This window comes from Cellvibrio sp., assembly GCF_046347455.1.
In the GTDB taxonomy this organism is placed as follows: domain Bacteria; phylum Pseudomonadota; class Gammaproteobacteria; order Pseudomonadales; family Cellvibrionaceae; genus Cellvibrio.
The window spans coordinates 165,135-183,227 of the sequence record NZ_JAXMGC010000002.1 but is presented as its reverse complement, the minus strand read 5'-3'; the positions used below and the strand labels follow the sequence as shown (position 1 = coordinate 183,227).

At 44.9% G+C, this 18,093-nt stretch carries 15 protein-coding genes; 5 read left to right on the top strand and 10 right to left on the bottom strand.

What is annotated here, in order from left to right:
- Window positions 1-305: 305 nt before the first annotated feature.
- Complete coding sequence (gene fmdA / locus U1F02_RS04700) at window positions 306-1,535, bottom strand: formamidase (protein WP_409989207.1); 1,230 nt, start codon at window positions 1,533-1,535, stop codon at window positions 306-308.
- 382 nt (window positions 1,536-1,917) lie between these two features.
- Here fmdA and U1F02_RS04695 point away from each other — a divergent pair, with 382 nt between their 5' ends.
- Window positions 1,918-2,457 (top strand): glycine zipper 2TM domain-containing protein, encoded by a 540-nt coding sequence (locus U1F02_RS04695; RefSeq protein ID WP_409989206.1) that lies wholly within the window; start codon window positions 1,918-1,920, stop codon window positions 2,455-2,457.
- Window positions 2,458-2,606: 149 nt separating this feature from the next.
- Here the strand turns inward: U1F02_RS04695 and urtE are convergent, their stop codons facing one another.
- The 5 genes from urtE to urtA all read right to left on the bottom strand — a co-directional run bounded on the left by urtE (window position 2,607) and on the right by urtA (window position 7,588).
- Window positions 2,607-3,296: an urea ABC transporter ATP-binding subunit UrtE gene (gene urtE, locus U1F02_RS04690; protein ID WP_409989205.1), complete on the bottom strand. Its 690-nt coding sequence runs from the start codon at window positions 3,294-3,296 to the stop codon at window positions 2,607-2,609.
- A gap of 24 nt (window positions 3,297-3,320) precedes the next feature.
- Window positions 3,321-4,067, bottom strand: a complete 747-nt coding sequence (gene urtD / locus U1F02_RS04685; RefSeq protein ID WP_409989204.1) for an urea ABC transporter ATP-binding protein UrtD — start codon at window positions 4,065-4,067, stop codon at window positions 3,321-3,323.
- Window positions 4,060-5,283, bottom strand: a complete 1,224-nt coding sequence (gene urtC, locus U1F02_RS04680; RefSeq protein ID WP_409989203.1) for an urea ABC transporter permease subunit UrtC — start codon at window positions 5,281-5,283, stop codon at window positions 4,060-4,062. Before urtC ends, urtD begins: the two co-directional genes overlap by 8 nt.
- 10 nt (window positions 5,284-5,293) lie before the next feature.
- Entirely contained in the window at window positions 5,294-6,220 is a 927-nt protein-coding gene (gene urtB, locus U1F02_RS04675) for an urea ABC transporter permease subunit UrtB (RefSeq protein WP_409989202.1), read from the bottom strand.
- 108 nt (window positions 6,221-6,328) lie between these two features.
- Window positions 6,329-7,588, bottom strand: coding sequence for an urea ABC transporter substrate-binding protein (gene urtA, locus U1F02_RS04670; RefSeq protein WP_409989201.1), 1,260 nt, complete (start codon window positions 7,586-7,588; stop codon window positions 6,329-6,331).
- Between the two features lie 299 nt (window positions 7,589-7,887).
- On the opposite strand from urtA, the gene U1F02_RS04665 reads away from it, so the two are divergent.
- The 3 genes from U1F02_RS04665 to U1F02_RS04655 are packed head-to-tail and all read left to right on the top strand — an operon-like array spanning window position 7,888 to window position 12,434.
- On the top strand, window positions 7,888-8,040 hold the full coding sequence (locus tag U1F02_RS04665) for a hypothetical protein (RefSeq protein ID WP_409989200.1): 153 nt from the start codon (window positions 7,888-7,890) through the stop codon (window positions 8,038-8,040).
- On the top strand, window positions 8,037-11,480 hold the full coding sequence (locus tag U1F02_RS04660; RefSeq protein ID WP_409989199.1) for an ATP-binding protein: 3,444 nt from the start codon (window positions 8,037-8,039) through the stop codon (window positions 11,478-11,480). The genes U1F02_RS04665 and U1F02_RS04660 overlap by 4 nt, the downstream gene beginning before the upstream one ends.
- Before the next feature lie 36 nt (window positions 11,481-11,516).
- On the top strand, window positions 11,517-12,434 hold the full coding sequence (locus U1F02_RS04655; RefSeq protein ID WP_409989198.1) for a response regulator: 918 nt from the start codon (window positions 11,517-11,519) through the stop codon (window positions 12,432-12,434).
- A 42-nt stretch (window positions 12,435-12,476) separates the two neighbouring features.
- Here the strand turns inward: U1F02_RS04655 and U1F02_RS04650 are convergent, their stop codons facing one another.
- From U1F02_RS04650 to U1F02_RS04635, 4 genes are all read right to left on the bottom strand, one after another.
- Complete coding sequence (locus U1F02_RS04650; protein WP_409989197.1) at window positions 12,477-13,292, bottom strand: polysaccharide deacetylase family protein; 816 nt, start codon at window positions 13,290-13,292, stop codon at window positions 12,477-12,479.
- 35 nt (window positions 13,293-13,327) lie between these two features.
- Complete coding sequence (locus U1F02_RS04645; RefSeq protein ID WP_409989196.1) at window positions 13,328-15,529, bottom strand: alpha-glucuronidase family glycosyl hydrolase; 2,202 nt, start codon at window positions 15,527-15,529, stop codon at window positions 13,328-13,330.
- A 143-nt stretch (window positions 15,530-15,672) separates the two neighbouring features.
- A complete protein-coding gene (locus tag U1F02_RS04640) occupies window positions 15,673-16,206 on the bottom strand; it encodes a sugar O-acetyltransferase (protein ID WP_409989195.1) in 534 nt (177 codons plus the stop codon).
- Between the two features lie 16 nt (window positions 16,207-16,222).
- Window positions 16,223-16,993, bottom strand: coding sequence for an arylamine N-acetyltransferase family protein (locus U1F02_RS04635; RefSeq protein WP_409989194.1), 771 nt, complete (start codon window positions 16,991-16,993; stop codon window positions 16,223-16,225).
- A gap of 133 nt (window positions 16,994-17,126) precedes the next feature.
- Here U1F02_RS04635 and U1F02_RS04630 point away from each other — a divergent pair, with 133 nt between their 5' ends.
- The gene (locus tag U1F02_RS04630) at window positions 17,127-18,017 is read left to right on the top strand and encodes a DMT family transporter (RefSeq protein WP_409989193.1); all 891 of its coding nucleotides are present in this window, start codon (window positions 17,127-17,129) and stop codon (window positions 18,015-18,017) included.
- The last annotated feature ends 76 nt before the right edge of the window (window positions 18,018-18,093 follow it).

Genomic DNA, 18,093 nt, shown 5'->3' with positions numbered 1-18,093 from the left:
TAATTTCATATCTTTTTCGCCTGTTGGCGAGTCACTTTTCGTTGCTTGTCCACAAAATTGCAGGAGAGCAATTTTGCACAACGAAACTGCCCCAGCGGGGTGAAAGCCAAGGATGGCTTTCATGAACAAAAGTAACCAAAAGAAAAGACACCCCTCTCGCCCTATTTCCTCCGCGTTTCAGAAATTTCCCGTCGTTCCGGTGCGACATCCATGTCGCATCGTCACTAAAACAAACTTCCTGTTTGTTTTACGGAAAATTTCTTCCAATGCTCGGGGGCTCGCAGGGGTAACCAAAATTAAACGAACTATTTATCTTTCGATAAAGGAATATCTATCCCCGGTGTAACTTTCTTCGTTGGGCCTTCTGCACTCGGGTTCACATCGAAGTCGAAAATATCTGTGGGCAGCCACAAGGTCGCGCACGCGTTTGGTATATCCACGACGCCACTGATATGCCCTTGCACCGGAGCACAACCCAAAATGGCGTAAGCTTGTGCTTTGCTGTAGCCAAACTTGGTTAAATAATTAATGGCATTCAAGCATGCTTGACGATAAGCGACGTGAACGTCGAGATAATGTTGTTCACCGTATTCGTCGACAGAAATACCTTCAAAGATCAGGTAGTCGTCATACTTGGGTGTGATGGGGCTAGGCTTGAAGATTGGATTTTTGATTGCGTACTTCGCCATACCATCTTTAATTAAATTCACACGCAAGTGAATCCAACCCGCCATTTCAATTGCACCACAGAAAGTAATCTCACCGTCGCCCTGACTGAAGTGCAAATCACCTACGGATAAACCGCCGCCTTTCACGTAAACAGGAAAATAAATTTTGGAGCCGCGCGATAAATCCTTAATGTCGCAGTTACCGCCGTGTTCGCGCGGCGGCACTGTGCGCGCGCCTTCGGCCGCTGCTATCTTGGCAGCGTCGGGAGCCATGCGTCCCATGTGTGCTGTATCTGCGTAGGGAAGTGTTGCGAGCGCAGGAACACGATCAGGTTCTGTTTCGTAGAGTTCTTTTTCACGCTTGTTCCATTCAAGCAACATTTCTTTGGATGGTAAGCAACCGATCAACCCCGGGTGAACCAAGCCTGCGAATTCAACATTAGGAACATGGCGTGAACTCGTAAACATGCCGTTAATATCCCAAATAGATTTTTGGGCTTCAGGGAAATGCTCTGTTAAAAAACCGCCGCCATTTTGTTTGGAGAAAAATCCATTAAAGCCCCATAAACTTTCCTGGAAGGCACCTATATCTAAAATATCAACCACCAGTAAGTCGCCAGGCTCAGCGCCTTCAACGCCCACTGGGCCGGAGAGAAAATGCACTTGAGATAAATCCACATCGCGCACGTCATCTGCACTGTCATTGTTAGCAATTTGTCCGCCGGTCCAGTCGTAGCATTCAATAATAAAATCATCACCCGGCTTTACGGTTTTCACCATGGGGATATCGGGATGCCAACGGTTATGAATCATGTCGTTTTCGTAAGGCGATTTTTTTAAATCTACTTTAATAATCGTTTCTGTCATAACTGACTCCTGCTATTAGTGGCTAAGTGCTAACAAACGCTGAAGCTTTTTGAAAAAGCCTAAGCTAGCGGTCAGGATCAGTATCTATTTAGCCTTACGGTCAAACCATACGATAAATAGCCAAGACAACTGCGTTATTTGACGTATAGACGTTGAATTCAGCGAATATGCGCATGCACTTTGATAAACGATAAGTAGGTACGCAAGCGCACTGACAAGTGGGAATTCGTCATTTATGTTAGCTAGTCGACAAAGTTTTCGTTTAAAAACCTATTTCAAAACCTAGTTCTCAAACAGGGTGGTTGTTCGCACTTGTTAAGGATTTGTTAATACAGAAATTGTTTACACTGGGCTCGCGAACAACACGCAAGAGGATAAATTTATGAACAAATCAATGATTATAGGTGTGGTTTTAGGTGCTGGCGTTGCGACTGCGGGCGGAGCCATAGCGGGCTACAAAATTTTTAAAGAACCAGATTCCGCTGACGTACTTAAAGTCCAACCGGTTACCAAACAAGTTAAAATTCCTCACAAAGAGTGTGAAGATAAAACGGTTGTACACCAACGCCCTGTAAAAGATGAAAATCGCGTTGCGGGTAAAGCAATTGGTGCTGTTTTAGGCGGTGTATTGGGTCATCAAGTAGGTGGTGGCGACGGAAAAAAAGTAGCGACTGTTGCCGGAGCCGTTGCGGGTGGTTACGCCGGTGATCGCGTGCAAAATAACATGCAGAAAAAGGATACTTACACCACAGTGGAAAATGTGTGTACCACTAAATACACAACGCGTGAAGATATTGAAGGCTACGATGTTACTTATCGTCTAAAAGGCAAGGAATCTACCACGCGCATGTCTTATGACCCGGGTGAAAAAATTCCGGTGAAGGATGGTCAGTTGGTATTAAGCCAAGCAGAATCGCAATAAATAACATTTCAAGCCCTCATTTAACGAGGGCTTTTTTTGGGCAATGAAAAAACCAACCATTAATCGGAGCATTAAGGGTTGGAAGAGCAACGCCCATATTTCAATAAAGTGTTAAACCGATAGATAAATATTAAATCGATAGATAATTGCTAAACAGATAGATAAGAAGCGACCTTGGCTTCGTCTACAGAAGAACGTAGCTCTTCATGCACGATTTCACCTTTTTCTATTACCAGAATTCTATCCGCAATATCCAGCGCAAAACTCAGTACTTGCTCTGAAACAATAATGGATAAGCCGCGCTTATCACGAATTGCTTTTAAGGTGCGCCCCATCTCGCGAATAATAGACGGCTGTATACCCTCTGTAGGCTCATCAAGTAACAACAATTTAGGATCGCTTGCCAAGGCACGTGCAATAGCCAATTGTTGCTGCTGTCCACCCGATAGGTTGCCGCCACGTCTGCTGCGCATTTCGTGTAACACAGGGAACATATCGTAAAGTTCTTGTGGAACGGATTTTTTATTGGTGGAGGTTAATCCCGTTTCTATATTTTCTTTAACGGTCATACTCGAAAAAATCATTCGGCCTTGTGGTACAAACCCAAAACCATTGGCCACACGTTGATAGCTTTTTAAATTACTCACTTCCGTTTCGTTCAACTTAACGCTACCTGACGCACTAGGGATAACACCCATCAAGGATTTCATGAGCGTGGTTTTACCCATGCCGTTGCGCCCCATGATGGCCACAATTTCGTTGGGCTGTATTTTAAAATTCAAGCCATGCAAGACTTCACTTTGCCCATAACATACGCGGTAATCGGAAACTGCTAGCATGATAATGCCCTCTTCTCAATATACTTAGTGCCCCAGGTAAACTTCAATTACATGGGGATCAGCTTTAACTTTGTCGATGGAGCCTTCGGCCAGAATTTTGCCTTGATGCAGCACCGTAACTCGGTCAGCAATTTGCGCAACAAATTGCATATCGTGCTCGATCACAATGACTGATCTGTCTTTGGTGATACGCCGCAACAATTCCGCTGTTTGTTGGCGCTCTGCTACGGACATACCCGCCACAGGTTCATCCAACATTAATAACTCGGGGTCTTGAATAAGCAACATCCCAATTTCCAGCCACTGCTTCTGTCCGTGACTTAATAATTCGGCCTGTTTATCCAAAAATTCAGTGAGGAAAATCATGTCCGCAATTTCGTGCACTTTGCTGATGACTTCGGCATCGCGCTTGAAAGCGAGCGCGCCAAATACGGAACGCCCGCGCGGGAATGAAATTTCCAAATTTTCAAATACGGTAAGGTCGCCATAAATAGAAGGCGTTTGAAATTTACGGCCTACACCGGCTTTTACAATATCGTGCTCTTTCTTTTTGGTGAGCTCTTCATTGCGGAACTTGATAGAACCTTCCGTGGCTTTTGTTCTTCCACAAATTAAATCCAGAACAGTCGTTTTACCCGCGCCATTAGGACCTATGATGACGCGAATTTCATTTTCATCCACATAAAAGGTGAGGTCGTTAACCGCTTTAAATCCGTCAAAAGAAACGGTCAAGCCTTCCACCGCCAACAAAAAATCTGTGTTGTTACTCATGGACAACTCCTTGGGTCAAAGGTGACACGCCAACATTGCCGGAACTTTCTGGTTTACTTACAGGTTTAACGTCCATTTTTTTTTGCGGTTCTGTTACTACAGGTTCAATTTTTTTTGGCGCTTTTAGGTCTGCAATCCACTTGGAAATTTTAGGCGCAATATAAGTTGCGTAGAGACCGGCTAGTCCATTAGGGAATGCCATAACTACCGCGATAAACAATCCACCCAAAGCGAACAACCACAATTCCGGGAAGTTTTCTGACAAGCTTGATTTTGCCCAGTTAACCAATACAGCACCGTAAACAGCGCCTATGATTGACATGCGGCCGCCAACTGCGCAGAAGATCACCATTTCAATCGAAGGCACAATACCGACCAGCGTAGGTGACATAAAACCTACTTGCAGCGTAAACAACGCACCGCCAATCGCTGAGAAAACCGCACCTAAACAGAACACAAAGATTTTGAAGTTAGAAACGTCGTATCCGGAAAACCTAACGCGATCTTCCTTATCACGCATAGCAACGAGCAAACGACCAAATTTGCTTTTGCGAACAAATTGCGCTGTAAACAAACACAGAAACAACATGCCTACACACACAAAGTAAAGAATATATTTCGCTTGATCGGTACGAATATCCCAACCCAGTAATGTGCGCAAGTCGGTCATACCGTTCACACCACCGGTGTAACCTTGTTGCCCGATAATTAGAATCGTCAAAATTGCTGCAATTGCTTGCGTAATAATCGCGAAGTAAACACCACCTACGCGACGCTTAAACATAGCGGCACCAAGCACGTACGCAATTAACGCGGGCAAGATAAAAATTGCAGCAATGGTAAAAGGAAAGCTATAAAAGGGTTTCCAAAAAAACGGCAGCGCCGTTATCTGGTTCCAATCCATAAAATCAGGAATGCCCGGTGTTGACTGGATTTTTGTGGTCACGGGATCAGACGCTTCTAATTTCAGAAACATCGCCATCGCGTAGCCACCCAATCCAAAAAATATTCCCTGTCCGAGACTTAAAATTCCTCCGTACCCCCAGCACAACACCAAACCTATGGCGACAAAGGCGTAAGTTAAATACTTACCCATTAAGTTCAAACGAAAAATATCCAGCGATAAAGGCAGCACCAGAATTAATAGAACTGCCAGTACCACAAAACCGGAAATTTCTTTTTTGGGAAACAGTGATGCCAAGCCTTGATAAGACATGATGAACTCCTCAACGGCGAACTTTCAGCGTGAACAAACCTTGTGGGCGCAACATTAAGATGAACACCACAAACAAGAGTGTTAAAACTTTTGCCATGGAACCGCTCATAAAGAATTCCATTGTCGATTGCGCTTGCGAAATACTGAATGCGGATGCAATGGTGCCGAGCAAACTCGTTGCGCCACCGAACACAACCACGAGGAAGGTATCCACAATATAAAGTTGACCAGATGTTGGGCCAGTAGAACCAATCATGGTAAAGGCGCTACCTGCAACACCGGCAATGCCACAGCCCAATGCAAAAGTAATGCGGTCAACCTTCGCGGTGTTAATACCCACAGCGCCAGCCATAGGGCGGTTCTGCACAACAGCGCGCACACGTGTGCCCCAACGCGAGCGATACATTAAAATTCCCACGGCAGTCGAAATGCCCAGCGCAAGGCACATAACAAACAACCCGTTAATAGGTAGTTCGATTGTCTCACTCACTTTTACCGAACCCATTAACCAATCCGGCAATGTCACACCCACTTCGCGCGCACCAAACACGCTGCGATACGTTTGTTGCAGAATTAAACTTAAACCCCAGGTTGCCAACAAAGTATCCAAGGGGCGGTTGTAGAGATGTCGTATCATCGCCCATTCAACTAGCGCCCCAAGTGCGCCTGCGGCAATAAAGGCGAGAATCATCGCGAGAATAAAATAAATACTGAACAGACTTGGTAGATAAGTTTCAAATACATGAGACGTTAAATAAGTTACGTAGGCACCGAGAATCATAAATTCACCGTGCGCCATATTAATCACGCCCATTTGACCAAAAATAATTGCAAGGCCAAGCGCCATTAACACAAATACGGAAAACAGAATTAAACCGGCAACGCCTTGCATGGCGAAGATGGAGAGTAAATCTGAGGTGCTATATTCTGCGAACATTGCGTAATCCTCTTAGGTGACAAACGCGTTTACGAAACAACTTTGATTAGCAACAACCTTGATTAGCTGAAGAAAAGAAGAGCCGCGAAGCGGCCCTTCTTACTCACTTTATTGATAACCCGCAGGGAACGGATTAGGTTCAATCAAGTCTTTGGTTTCGTAGATCACATCGTATTGACCGTCAGCACGGGCGTGACCGATACGAGTTTTTGACCAGAGGTGGTGGTTGGGGTGAACTTTCACATAACCTTCTGGTGCAGTTTTCAATTCAATACCAGGCGAAGCTGCTTTCACTTTGTCGATATCAAATGAGCCTGCTTTTTCTACCGCTGCTTTCCACAACCATGGGCCGAGGTAAGCTGCTTGAGTTACGTCACCGATAACCACGTCTTTGCCCCAACGCGCTTTGAAGGCTTCAACAAATTTCTTGTTGTTGTCGTTGGTTAAACTTTGGAAGTATTTCATTGACGCATAAGCACCTTGCATGTTCTCACCACCAATACCAAGAACTTCGTCTTCTGTTACGGAGATGGTTAATACAAGTGGCTTCTCTTTGGTCATATCAATACCCGCCGCTTTCAATTGTTTGTAGAAGGCCACGTTAGAACCACCCACAACAATCGCGTAAATTACGTCGGGTTTGGTCAATTTGATTTTGTTAATCACAGAGTTAAATTGCGTGTGACCGAGTGGATAGTATTCCTCACCCACGACTTTCAAGCCCAATTTTTCAATGTGCTTGCGCGCAATTTTGTTTGAGGTACGTGGCCAAATATAATCGGAGCCTAACAGGTAAAATGACTTGGCGCCCTTGGCTTTTGTTACCCAATCAATACCCGCAAGAATTTGTTGCGTTGCTTCTTGACCGGTGTAAATAACGTTAGGAGATTGTTCCAAACCTTCGTAGAAAGTTGGGTAGTACAACATGCCGTTGTATTGTTCAAAGATAGGTAACACCGCTTTGCGCGATGCAGATGTCCAGCAACCAAATACAGCAGCTGCTTTATCATTTACCAATAATTTTTTTGATTTCTCCGCGAATGTCGGCCAGTCACTCGCGCCGTCTTCCTGAATAAATTCAATTTTGCGTCCCAGTACGCCGCCCATTGCGTTAATTTGCTCAATCGCAAGTTTCTCGGCTTGAACCGAACCTGTTTCACTGATTGCCATGGTGCCTGTCACTGAGTGCAGAATACCGACCTTTACTGTTTTATCGGTAACTGCAAGGCCGGTGGTGTTCACTGCATCAGCGGCGTGTACATTGCTGAATGCAAATGAGGCAGCCAAGGTGAATAAACAAGCTTTCCAGCCAGCTACGCTGGCTTTTGTCGCGTGCGATTGCTCGCCTTTAAAAAATAGTGTCTTCATGGTCTATCCTCAAATAAATTTTTCAGGCTATTGAAGTGCTCGAACATTCCCGCTGGGTAAAATCTTTCAACCGATTTGAGTTCTACCCACAGCCTGCAATCTACGCACATCACTCCCGTTAACCCATTCGATAAATAGCGCAGACCACTACGTCATTTAACGCATAGCGCACTTTTTCTGGCGCACGTATTTTCATCTTGAAATAAAGAAGGGAGACAGTTTCTTCAAACGAAGGGCATAGAAATAAACAGCAACTATAAGTGCTCCATGAGCTGGCACAGGAGTTGTAAGGATAAAAAATGGAACTTTGGTGGAGCATGCAAACACTGGGCTTGCCTGAAACAACTCAGTCGGAGAAGTTGGAAAAATTAACCGCGCACCAAATAGAGACAAGTTTTTACACCCAAGCACCACAAACTTACATTGAAACCAAAACAGCAGATACAGAATGACCGCCAAGCAACATATATTTAGAGTTAGGCGAAATTACAATCAATGGGTGGCCAACCAAACACTGGAGGACTACGCATTACGCTTTACCGCAAAAAGCGCGCGTCGTTGGAGCTATGCGCGTGTCGCTACAACTGCTCTAGGCGCAATTTCATTTCTTGCTTTAGAAGCAATTGGCGGCGCCATCACTTTGCACTACGGTTTTAATAATGCGATTGCCGCTATTTGCATTGTGAGTTTGATTATTTTTTTGAGCGCCATCCCCATAAGCTACTATGCGGCAAAATATGGGGTAGATATTGATTTGCTGACGCGAGGTGCCGGCTTTGGTTATATAGGCTCAACGATCACGTCGCTGATATACGCCTCATTTACCTTTATTTTCTTTGCACTTGAAGCGGCCATTATGGCTATGGCCCTAGAATTACTTTTTCATATTCCCTTGGCGCTTGGCTATTTATTAAGTTCCGTTGCCATCATTCCCCTTGTCACACACGGTATAACCGTTATCAGCCGCTTTCAATTGTGGAGCCAACCACTGTGGGTGGCGCTTCAGTTAATTCCATTTATTTTCATCATTTACACCGATGCGAGTGCGGTAGAAAACTGGACAAGCTTTGCAGGAAATTCAATTGCGCCCAACACACAAAAGGCGACCAATATTTTATTTTTTGGCGCTGCATCGGCAGTGGTGTTTTCACTGATTGCACAAATTGGCGAGCAGGTTGATTTTCTGCGCTTTTTACCGCCCGCAAAAAAAGGAAAAGAATGGCGATGGTGGGCCGCGCTCATTGCTGGTGGGCCAGGTTGGATTGTAATTGGTGCTATAAAAATTATGGCGGGTTCTTTCCTTGCTGTACTGGCGTTAAACCACAGTGTTCCCGCCAGTGAAGCAGCTGACCCTACACGCATGTACATGGTCGCGTTTGGTTATCTCACACACTCGCCGGAAATTGCCTTAGCCTTTGCGGGCATATTTGTTATTTTGAGTCAGTTAAAAATTAATGTTACCAATGCTTATGCTGGCTCAATCGCGTGGTCAAATTTTTTCTCGCGCCTAACGCATAGCCACCCCGGCCGCGTTGTGTGGTTGGTTTTTAACGTAGCCATTGCGCTACTGCTCATGGAACTTGGTGTTTATCACGCGCTGGAACAAACACTTGGATTTTACGGAATCGTAGCGGTTGCGTGGCTGGGCGCTTTAGTCGCCGATCTTGTGATTAACAAACCACTGGGGCTTAGCCCGAAACATATCGAATTTAAACGCGCACACCTTTACGATATTAATCCCGTGGGATTCGGTGCAATGCTGATGGCATCGCTCCTCGGTATTGTGTGCCACGCAGGTTTGCTGGGTGATGTGGCGCAAGCACTCTCACATTTTATCGCGCTTGCCTGCGCTCTTATCACCGCGCCCCTCATTGCCTTTTTTACTCGTGGACGATTTTATATCGCTCGCCCAAGTCTGGATGCGAAAGTTTTACGCTTTGGAAACTATGACCACGCTCATAGCACGCTCACCTGTTGCATCTGCGAACATAAATTTGAGCGGGAAGATGTTACCTACTGCCCTGCTTATGCCGGCGATATTTGCTCGCTGTGTTGCTCACTCGATGCGCGCTGTCACGATCATTGCAAACCCGGTGCCAATTATCGGGAGCAGTTGCAAAAAATATTTATACGAATCCTGCCAGATTTTGTTACATCAAAAATCAGCTCGCAGATCGGGCAATTTATCGGTTTAGTTGTGGTTATCAACGGCCTATCCGCCCTGCTCTTATCGCTTATCTATTTTCAAACACCCATAAACGATAGCCAAACAGCTCTGCTACTCGAAAACACTTTATGGAAAGTATTTTTCTTGTTGGTCATTATTACGGGCGTTGTGAGCTGGCTATTTGTGCTCGCACATGAAAGCAGACACGTTGCACAAGAAGAATCCCAGCGCCAAACGCGTTTGCTTATGGAAGAAATTGAAGCGCACGAACGCACTGACAAAGCACTGCAACTTGCCAAAGAGCAGGCGGAAGCTGCCAACCAAGCCAAGAGCCGTTATTTAACGGGTATTAGTCATGAACTGCGCTCGCCTCTTAATGCCGTTTTAGGTTACGCCCAGCTGCTTGAAAAAGATCCTGACATGCCAGCGAACCGAAAAGATGCATTGGGTGTTATTCGTCGCAGCAGTGAACACCTCGCTGATTTAATTGAAGGTTTGTTAGATATATCCAAAATAGAAGCCGGTAAATTTGATTTGCATAAAGATCAAGTCAGGTTACCTGCGCTAATGAACCAGCTAGTCAATATGTTTCGCATTCAGGCAGAAACCAAAGGATTAGAATTTATCTACGAATGTAAAGATCGGCTACCTGAATTTATTCGCACCGACGAAAAACGTTTACGGCAAATTTTAATTAATGTTTTGTCCAACGCGATTAAATATACCGAAAAAGGCAGCGTTAGCCTGAAGTTACGCTACCGCAGTGAAGTTGCGGAATTTACTGTAAAGGATACTGGCGAAGGCATTGCACCTGAAAATTTAGAAAAAATATTTCGGCCATTTGAACGCGTTCGTCGCCCCGGCTCCACGGCAACGGGCACGGGGCTAGGTCTAACCATCACTCGTTTACTTACCGAAATTATGGGCGGCGATATAGCCGTAACCAGCGCTCCCAGCGAAGGCAGCACCTTTAAAGTAAGCCTAATGTTGCCAAGCCTTACCACCGCATTAGTGGAACCCATTCATCAGCCCACCCAAACTATTTATGGTTATGAGGGTGCGCCCAAAACCATCATGATTGTTGACGATGAACAAACCCATCGCCAGCTAATGAATACACTGTTGTCACCACTAGGATTCAATATTATTGAAGTAGGAAATCCTTTATTGGCTTTAGAGACACTTCAATTACACACCAACAATAATAACGGCCCCGATTTGGTTATGCTGGATGTATCCATGCCCGAATTAAACGGATGGCAAGTCGCCAAACAATTACGCGAGCACGGTTACAACTCTCCCATCATGATGATTTCCGCTGATGCCAGCGAAGGCCGTAATCAATTGCAGTCGCAAGACGCACCCAAGGTTCACGATGCCTACATAACAAAACCTATTCAACTCCAAGTTGTACTCGATAAAGTGCAGGAATTATTAAATTTGCAGTGGCGCTATCAGCAATCAGTCAAACATGAAGAGCGAGCAGCAACCGACTTTACTTTCCCAAATGATGATTATTTAGACCAAATTGTAGAACTGGCGCGCATCGGGCATAAAAAAGGCTTGCAGGAAAAAATCACTCAAATGGAAGCCAATGGTGCAGCTTCTGCCGAATTTTTAACACAACTGAAAAAGTTCACCAACAATTTTCAATTTGACAAAATTATTCAATGGATTGACGGAGAGTTTGTTGAAGAAAATGATGAGTTATTGCCAACAGGATAGGCGCGACTATTAACCCTATAGATAGAGTAGCTTGAGATGAATACGAAAGCACAACGCAACGTAGTACTCGTTGTAGACGACAGTATTGCCAGCATTCACATGCTGAACGATGTGCTTGAAGAAGCAGGATTTACCGTACTGGTAGCACTGGAAGGCTCGCAAGCGCTTACGATTACCAAAAATATTACGCCTGATATTATTTTGCTGGATGCCATAATGCCCAATATGGACGGCTTTGAAACCTGCAAACATTTAAAGCAAAACCCACAACTTATCGATGTCCCCATTATTTTTATGACGGGCTTGAGTGATACCGAACACGTCGTTATGGGTTTAACAGCAGGCGGTGTGGATTACGTAACAAAACCAATTAACGCCGAAGAACTTATTGCACGCATGCGCGTGCACCTCACCAACGCGCGTATGACTCAAAGCGCGCGTATGGCGCTAGATACGGCCGGCCAATTTTTATTTACGGTTGATTTAAATGGGCAATTGTTGTGGGCAACACCACAGGTTAATCAATTACTCGGCTATGCGCAGAGTGAAACGGATACAGAGCCACTAAGTTCGCGGCTGCCGGTGCTTTTATTGGAATGGTTAAAGCACAAACCTGAGACAGGGCATCAACTCAAATTACCAAAACTCACCCAGCCACTCACCATAGAAATGCTGAACTTTATTGATAATCGCGAATATCTTTTGCGATTATCCAATCCCCACAAACCCGCTGATGATACAACCGCGTTAAGAGATCAATTTGGCGTAACGGGGCGTGAGGCCGATGTGTTGTTATGGATTGCTAACGGAAAAACCAATCGCGAAATTGGTCAAATTCTTGAGATGAGCCCGCGCACGGTAAATAAACATCTTGAGCAAATTTTTCGAAAACTCGGTGTGGAAAATAGAACCTCAGCCGCAGCGATCGCAATTAAGTGTTTAGCTAAAAATTAAAAAAAGAGCAGCCAAAGCTGCTCTTTTATCACGTACCAATAGTTATTTTTTCTGGTTCGCTTTTACATACTTCATTTCGTTTACAAAGGTATCTACCCAATAGATATCTTTATGCGCAGCCAAATATTTAATCAGCTCTTCATGCGCCTCTACCGACGTAGACAAGTGATCGCCACCAACACCATGAAAGGTAAAGTTGGCCATGGTGCCCTTTTCGGCGGCTTCTTTGACAATATCAATTAGTTGTTGGCCGGTTACGTTAGTTGGAAAAGCAACGCCAACTCCGTATGGGTCAAGCTTGTTCATGTCGGGCGTAACGCCACCGCTCTCCACTTTAATTGCCACAAATTCTGATTTGACTGCATCAATATAATTTTGGCCACCGGCCTCTTTATCAACACAAGGAGCAGTGAAGGTTCGCTCACGTTTACCATCTATTGCATAAAGCACTGTGTTCGCCAAGACAACTTGCTCTTTCATTTGTGCAACGGTGAGTTTATCGAGATCGTGCCCCGGCTCCACCCAGTCGCGTCCGGCTTTTGATTTAGAACATTGGTGAAACAAACTGTGGTTACCCAACTCATGGCCTTTTTTTGCAGCGGCCCGCCATTCTGGTAGACGCTTATCAATTGCGGGGCTATTTAACTGCAAATAAAAAGTGCCTTTCAATCCATACTTATTCAGCGTTGGGATCGCGTGATCTAATTGCGAATCCAGCGCGTCGTCGTAAGACAAACTTACCGCAGCCTTTTGACCTTTTGGCCATTTAAAAGATGTATCGCCATCAGCAGCGTAAACGCTTGAAGCACCCAAAATGCCACTTAATAAAACACTTAACATGATTTTGTTTTTGTTCATTTTATTTACCTTGTGTTTGACCTATCATTTTTTGTTTATTTTAGAACACGACTCGCGCCCGCCGGATGCCACGGATCAGGAACATAGGTTGTACGCGCTAACATTTTATAATATTCCAAATCGTGAGCGGGTTTTTCGTAAGCATCAGGAATTGGCAGTTTTGAAATACTTTGGAAATATACAACACAGGAATCGCGCCAACGAACCGCATCGCGCTCTTGAACAGCCAGTAATGCTTTGACTTGCTCAAAACGTTCTGTGTCGATTTGACCTTCCATTTTATTCCATTCAGCTTGCATGTTGCGTACTTGCGCAACACCTGAATAATATTTATCAACCAACTCCACCCACAAAGTTTTACCGGATTTCATTTTGTAATCCCATGGTAAATGGTGGAACCACAAGATTAAATCTTCTGGCACTGTATTGAGATCGGCGTATTGCTTTGCAAGCTCCGCGGGGTATTGCGCTAATGCATTTGAGCCAGTTGCGGTACGGTTAAAGCCAATACCATCTTCCGCTGCACGGTGATAATAAACAGCGTTCCAATCAGCGCGCCCCATGTCCGCTGTCCAAGGCGCCGGACCATAATGATCACCTTGCGAATATAAATGGGTCAAACCTAATGGCGAACGATAATTCACACCTGCTTCGCGCGAATCCATCATGATCTTTTTAACCGGTGCAATAAATTTTTCCTGATTGGAAAAAGTCATGCGCAACCATTCATCAGCAATCGCATCAGACATTAAGGAATAATCCCACGCCATACGACCAAACGCGTACCAGCTAGATTGTACAAACGGATGCCCCGTCCAGTTACGATCTGTGCCCGGGTTAATAACGGCTGCCATACCTGTACGCGGATTTTTATTAGTCGCCTTATTCAATTCTCCACTCAAAATATTCGCGAGCGTTGAACCTTTTCCTTTAACGAGCAAATCTGTTTTTAAAGCCTCTTCAAATAAAGGGCCTTGGTAAGCAAGATGCGTCGCAAAACCAAAATATTCCTGAGTGACCTGTACCTCCATCATCATGTTGGTTTTTTTCAACGAGGCAAAAAGTGGCGATACGGGTTCGCGTGGCTGGAAATCTATAGGACCATTTTTGATTTGCAAAATGACGTTTTCTTTGAATTTTCCGTCGAGCGGGGTGAATTCATCGTAAGCACCGCGGAAGCGATCGCCTATATCGGGGTGATAAACAAATGCGCGCCAAAACACCACGCCTTTAAAGGGTTTTAAAGTATCGGCAAGCATGTTGGCGCCATCGGCGTGATTGCGACCATAACCTTGCGGGCCGGGCTGCCCTTCTGAGTCGGCTTTAACTAAATAGCCACCAAAATCAGGAATGTAAGAATAAATTTTTTCTGCGCGCGCCTTCCACCAAGCTTGAACGCGTGGATCGAGCGGATCAGCCGTATCTAAATCGCCGTAGGCACGCGGCGCGTTATAGTTAATCGACAAATATAATTTAATGCCGTAAGGGCGAAACACATCTGCAAGCGCCGCGATCTTTTTCAAGAATTGATCGCTCATTAAACGTGGATCGGCATTTACGTTATTGATTACCGTACCATTGATACCGAGCGATGCGTTGATGCGCGCGTAATCGGCGTAACGCGGACTTTTCAGCTCAGGTAAAGTGCCCCAATCCCACAAGGACAAACCGGCGTAACCGCGTTCTACCAAACGATTCACGTTATCCCAATGGTTCACCACCCGGTATTGCAATTTTGGTGAGCTAGCGATTGATAGCTTATTTAATGATTGTTCGGTTTGCAGCAAACGCAACAAATGAAAACTGCCGTAAAGCACACCAACATCTGTGTTGGCGGCAATTACAATTTGCTCGGTGTTAGCAACGCGGGTTTTTTCGATGAGGAAACCTTCATCGCCCAAAGACGCCAAACGCTTTTTTAAATTTAACGATGCAATGAGCTTGGAGTTTGCGGGAGTACCTATCACAACGCCGGGCACGCCGGAGTTAGAAGTTGATGCTCGGTTAACGGAAGTTGCCAAAAGGCCGGATAATCCACGCTGCAATTCGCTAGCAGCAATCTTAATAGTTTGAGAATTTCCCTCCGCAATAACCTGGCGAATTTTTGATTGGTAATCCTGTCGCAAACTCTCGTTGGCGACTGGCTGATAACGTAGCCACATATCGTAGCCATCTTCTGCATGGGAAAAAGAGGTTAAAAAGCAACCCAAAAGGATGAGCAGACTGAATTTACGCATAAGAATCCCACTGCATATTCAAAGGCCAGCGGTAAAGCTCGCCATGGTTAGTTGACTTTGATACTAATGTTTTTATTTCAGACACTAACTATAGCACTTGCATACAAGTTGTCGTTATTAAGAAATGTTTTTTAATACAGCCCTCACTTTGCAGGTTTTATGACCCGACAAGGATTCCCCACCGCAACCATGCCTTCGGGTATATCGCCCGTTACCACGCTACCGGCACCAATCACCGCCCCCTTACCTATAGTGACGCCCGCCATGATGATAGCTCCCCCGCCGATCCAGCAGTCATCACCAATCACAATGGGAGCATGAAACTCTTTCCCGCTGGCCCGCTCAACTGGGTCTAGCGGATGCGTAGTGCCATAAATTTGTACATTCGGCCCCAACAACACCCTGTCCCCAATGTGTACTTCGCCAACATCTAAAATCACGCAATTGTGGTTAGCGTAAAAATTTTCGCCTAAAAAAATATTGCTCCCATAATCACAAAAGAAATTAGGTTCTATGTAGGCAGTAGATACTTTGCCGAATAATTCTTTATAGATGGGCTTGCGCGCCTTATGTTGATCAGCCCGCAATGCATTTAACTGCTGACATAAAAGTTTGGCGCGTTTTCGGGCTGCAACCAGCTCGGGCAAAAATGGATCAACTTCAGTAAATCTTTTCATAGCTACCCTAATTAAATTAAGATTCTTGAACTAAACCGAACTCGTCTTTCAGCAGTTTCGGGATCTCGTGAGGAGGATAATCTTTAAGAGTAGTGACGCCTGCTTCAATGATTTTCAAACGATCTCCCAATAAAATCTTTCGACCGCGCGGATTGTGCTTAACCACCAAAAGCTTTTGTACGAAAACCGTATCGGGATTTTTGGAATTGAAAAAGTTAGCGGGAATAAAATCCACCAAATCGTGCGGATATAAATCAAACTCAAACTGATTTACCCATTCACCATCCACTTTGGCTTGCAAAATAAAGTTTTTCCCATCTGATGACAGCAATTGAAAATAATCGTCGTCCTGCTGAACTATTTGATTCACTTTGCTGAGCGGATATGGCGCGCGCAAGCCAAAACTACCGAAGCCAACATCGCACAAATAAGAATCACCGCCGAGTTTGGCCAGCACCACCATATGTGTTTTCGCCCAACGCGTGGCGTAAAACATAGGACGAGCGCCGATTAAATCATAATCAATGTTGAGATGCGCCAAGGCCATAGCAAACAAGCTATTCACCTCATAGCAGTAACCGCCACGCGGCTGATAGACAATTTTGTTGACTATATCCTGCGGCGCAATAGATACGAGCTTGCCTGCCTGAACATCCAAATTTTCAAAGGCTATGCTAAACAAATGCGCGCGCATCAGTGCGTTTAGTGTTTGCTCAGTTGCCTGTGCATCACCCGTAAATCCAATTCGTTTGCAATAATCTTCAAAAATAAAATTCTCAACATACATCTTAAAATCCTAATAAGCGTTAACTGGAGACAAACGTCACTACTTTTTGTGCGAGACCTTACCCTATAATGGCTCCCCCGCATTCGCTCAACCGCTTTCACTTCGCGCGAATTTGTACCAGTAGAGTCTATCTATGAAAACTAATGTCGGCCTTATTTGGCTAATGGTTGTTATCAGCACATTTTTTTGGGGCAGTAATTTCAACGCTGGCCACGCTGTGGCAGGTGATGTTACGCCATTAACCGCAGCAGCGGAGCGATTTGCGATAGCTTTGGTATTATTTTGGGCGATAAGATTTAGTTTTGGGAAAGCAGAGTCGCAACTTAGTCTACGCGATTTTTGTGTGCTTATCCCCTTAGGACTTGTGGGTGTATTCGGTTTTAATTATGCATTTTTTACGGCGCTTCATACCACATCCGCACTAAACGCCGCTTTGATTATGGCTTTGTCGCCAATGGTTTCCACACTTTTATCCATTATTTTATTGAACGCAAAAATTCGCCTTTTCCAATACACAGGCATGCTTATCGCGTTTATTGGCGTGACCTTCGTGATCACCGGCGGGCACTTTAGCGTGTTGCATGCGGCAGTTGGTGATTTATGGATGCTGCTCGCCTGCGGTGTATGGAGCCTTTATAGCGTCGGCTCGAAAAAGTTTGCGCCGCGAATTCCGCCACTGCAATTTGCGCGCTGGACGGTAAGCGTTGGTTCAGTTGCATTGATTATCGCAGCCTTGCTAATTGAACAACCGCTGCTGAGCATTCCGCAATTGTCATTAACAACCCATGCAATTCTTATGTATATGGGTGTATGCGGCTCAGTGCTCGCGTACATCTATTGGTTGAAAGGTGTGTTTTTCCTTGGGCCAGATAAGTCTGCGATTGCATTTAACTTGGTTCCCGTTTTTACACTTTTAGTGAGTTTGGCGTTTGGCTCAATTCCAAACACTGCGCAAATTATGGGGCTAGTGCTAGTACTAACGGGCGTTTTAATCTCGACTGGTTGGAAGAAAAAATCCGCATAATCTTTGTAAAGTAAAATACCGACTCATAAAAAAACCGCAGCTATGCTGCGGTTTTTTTATGTCTTAATAGGTTTCT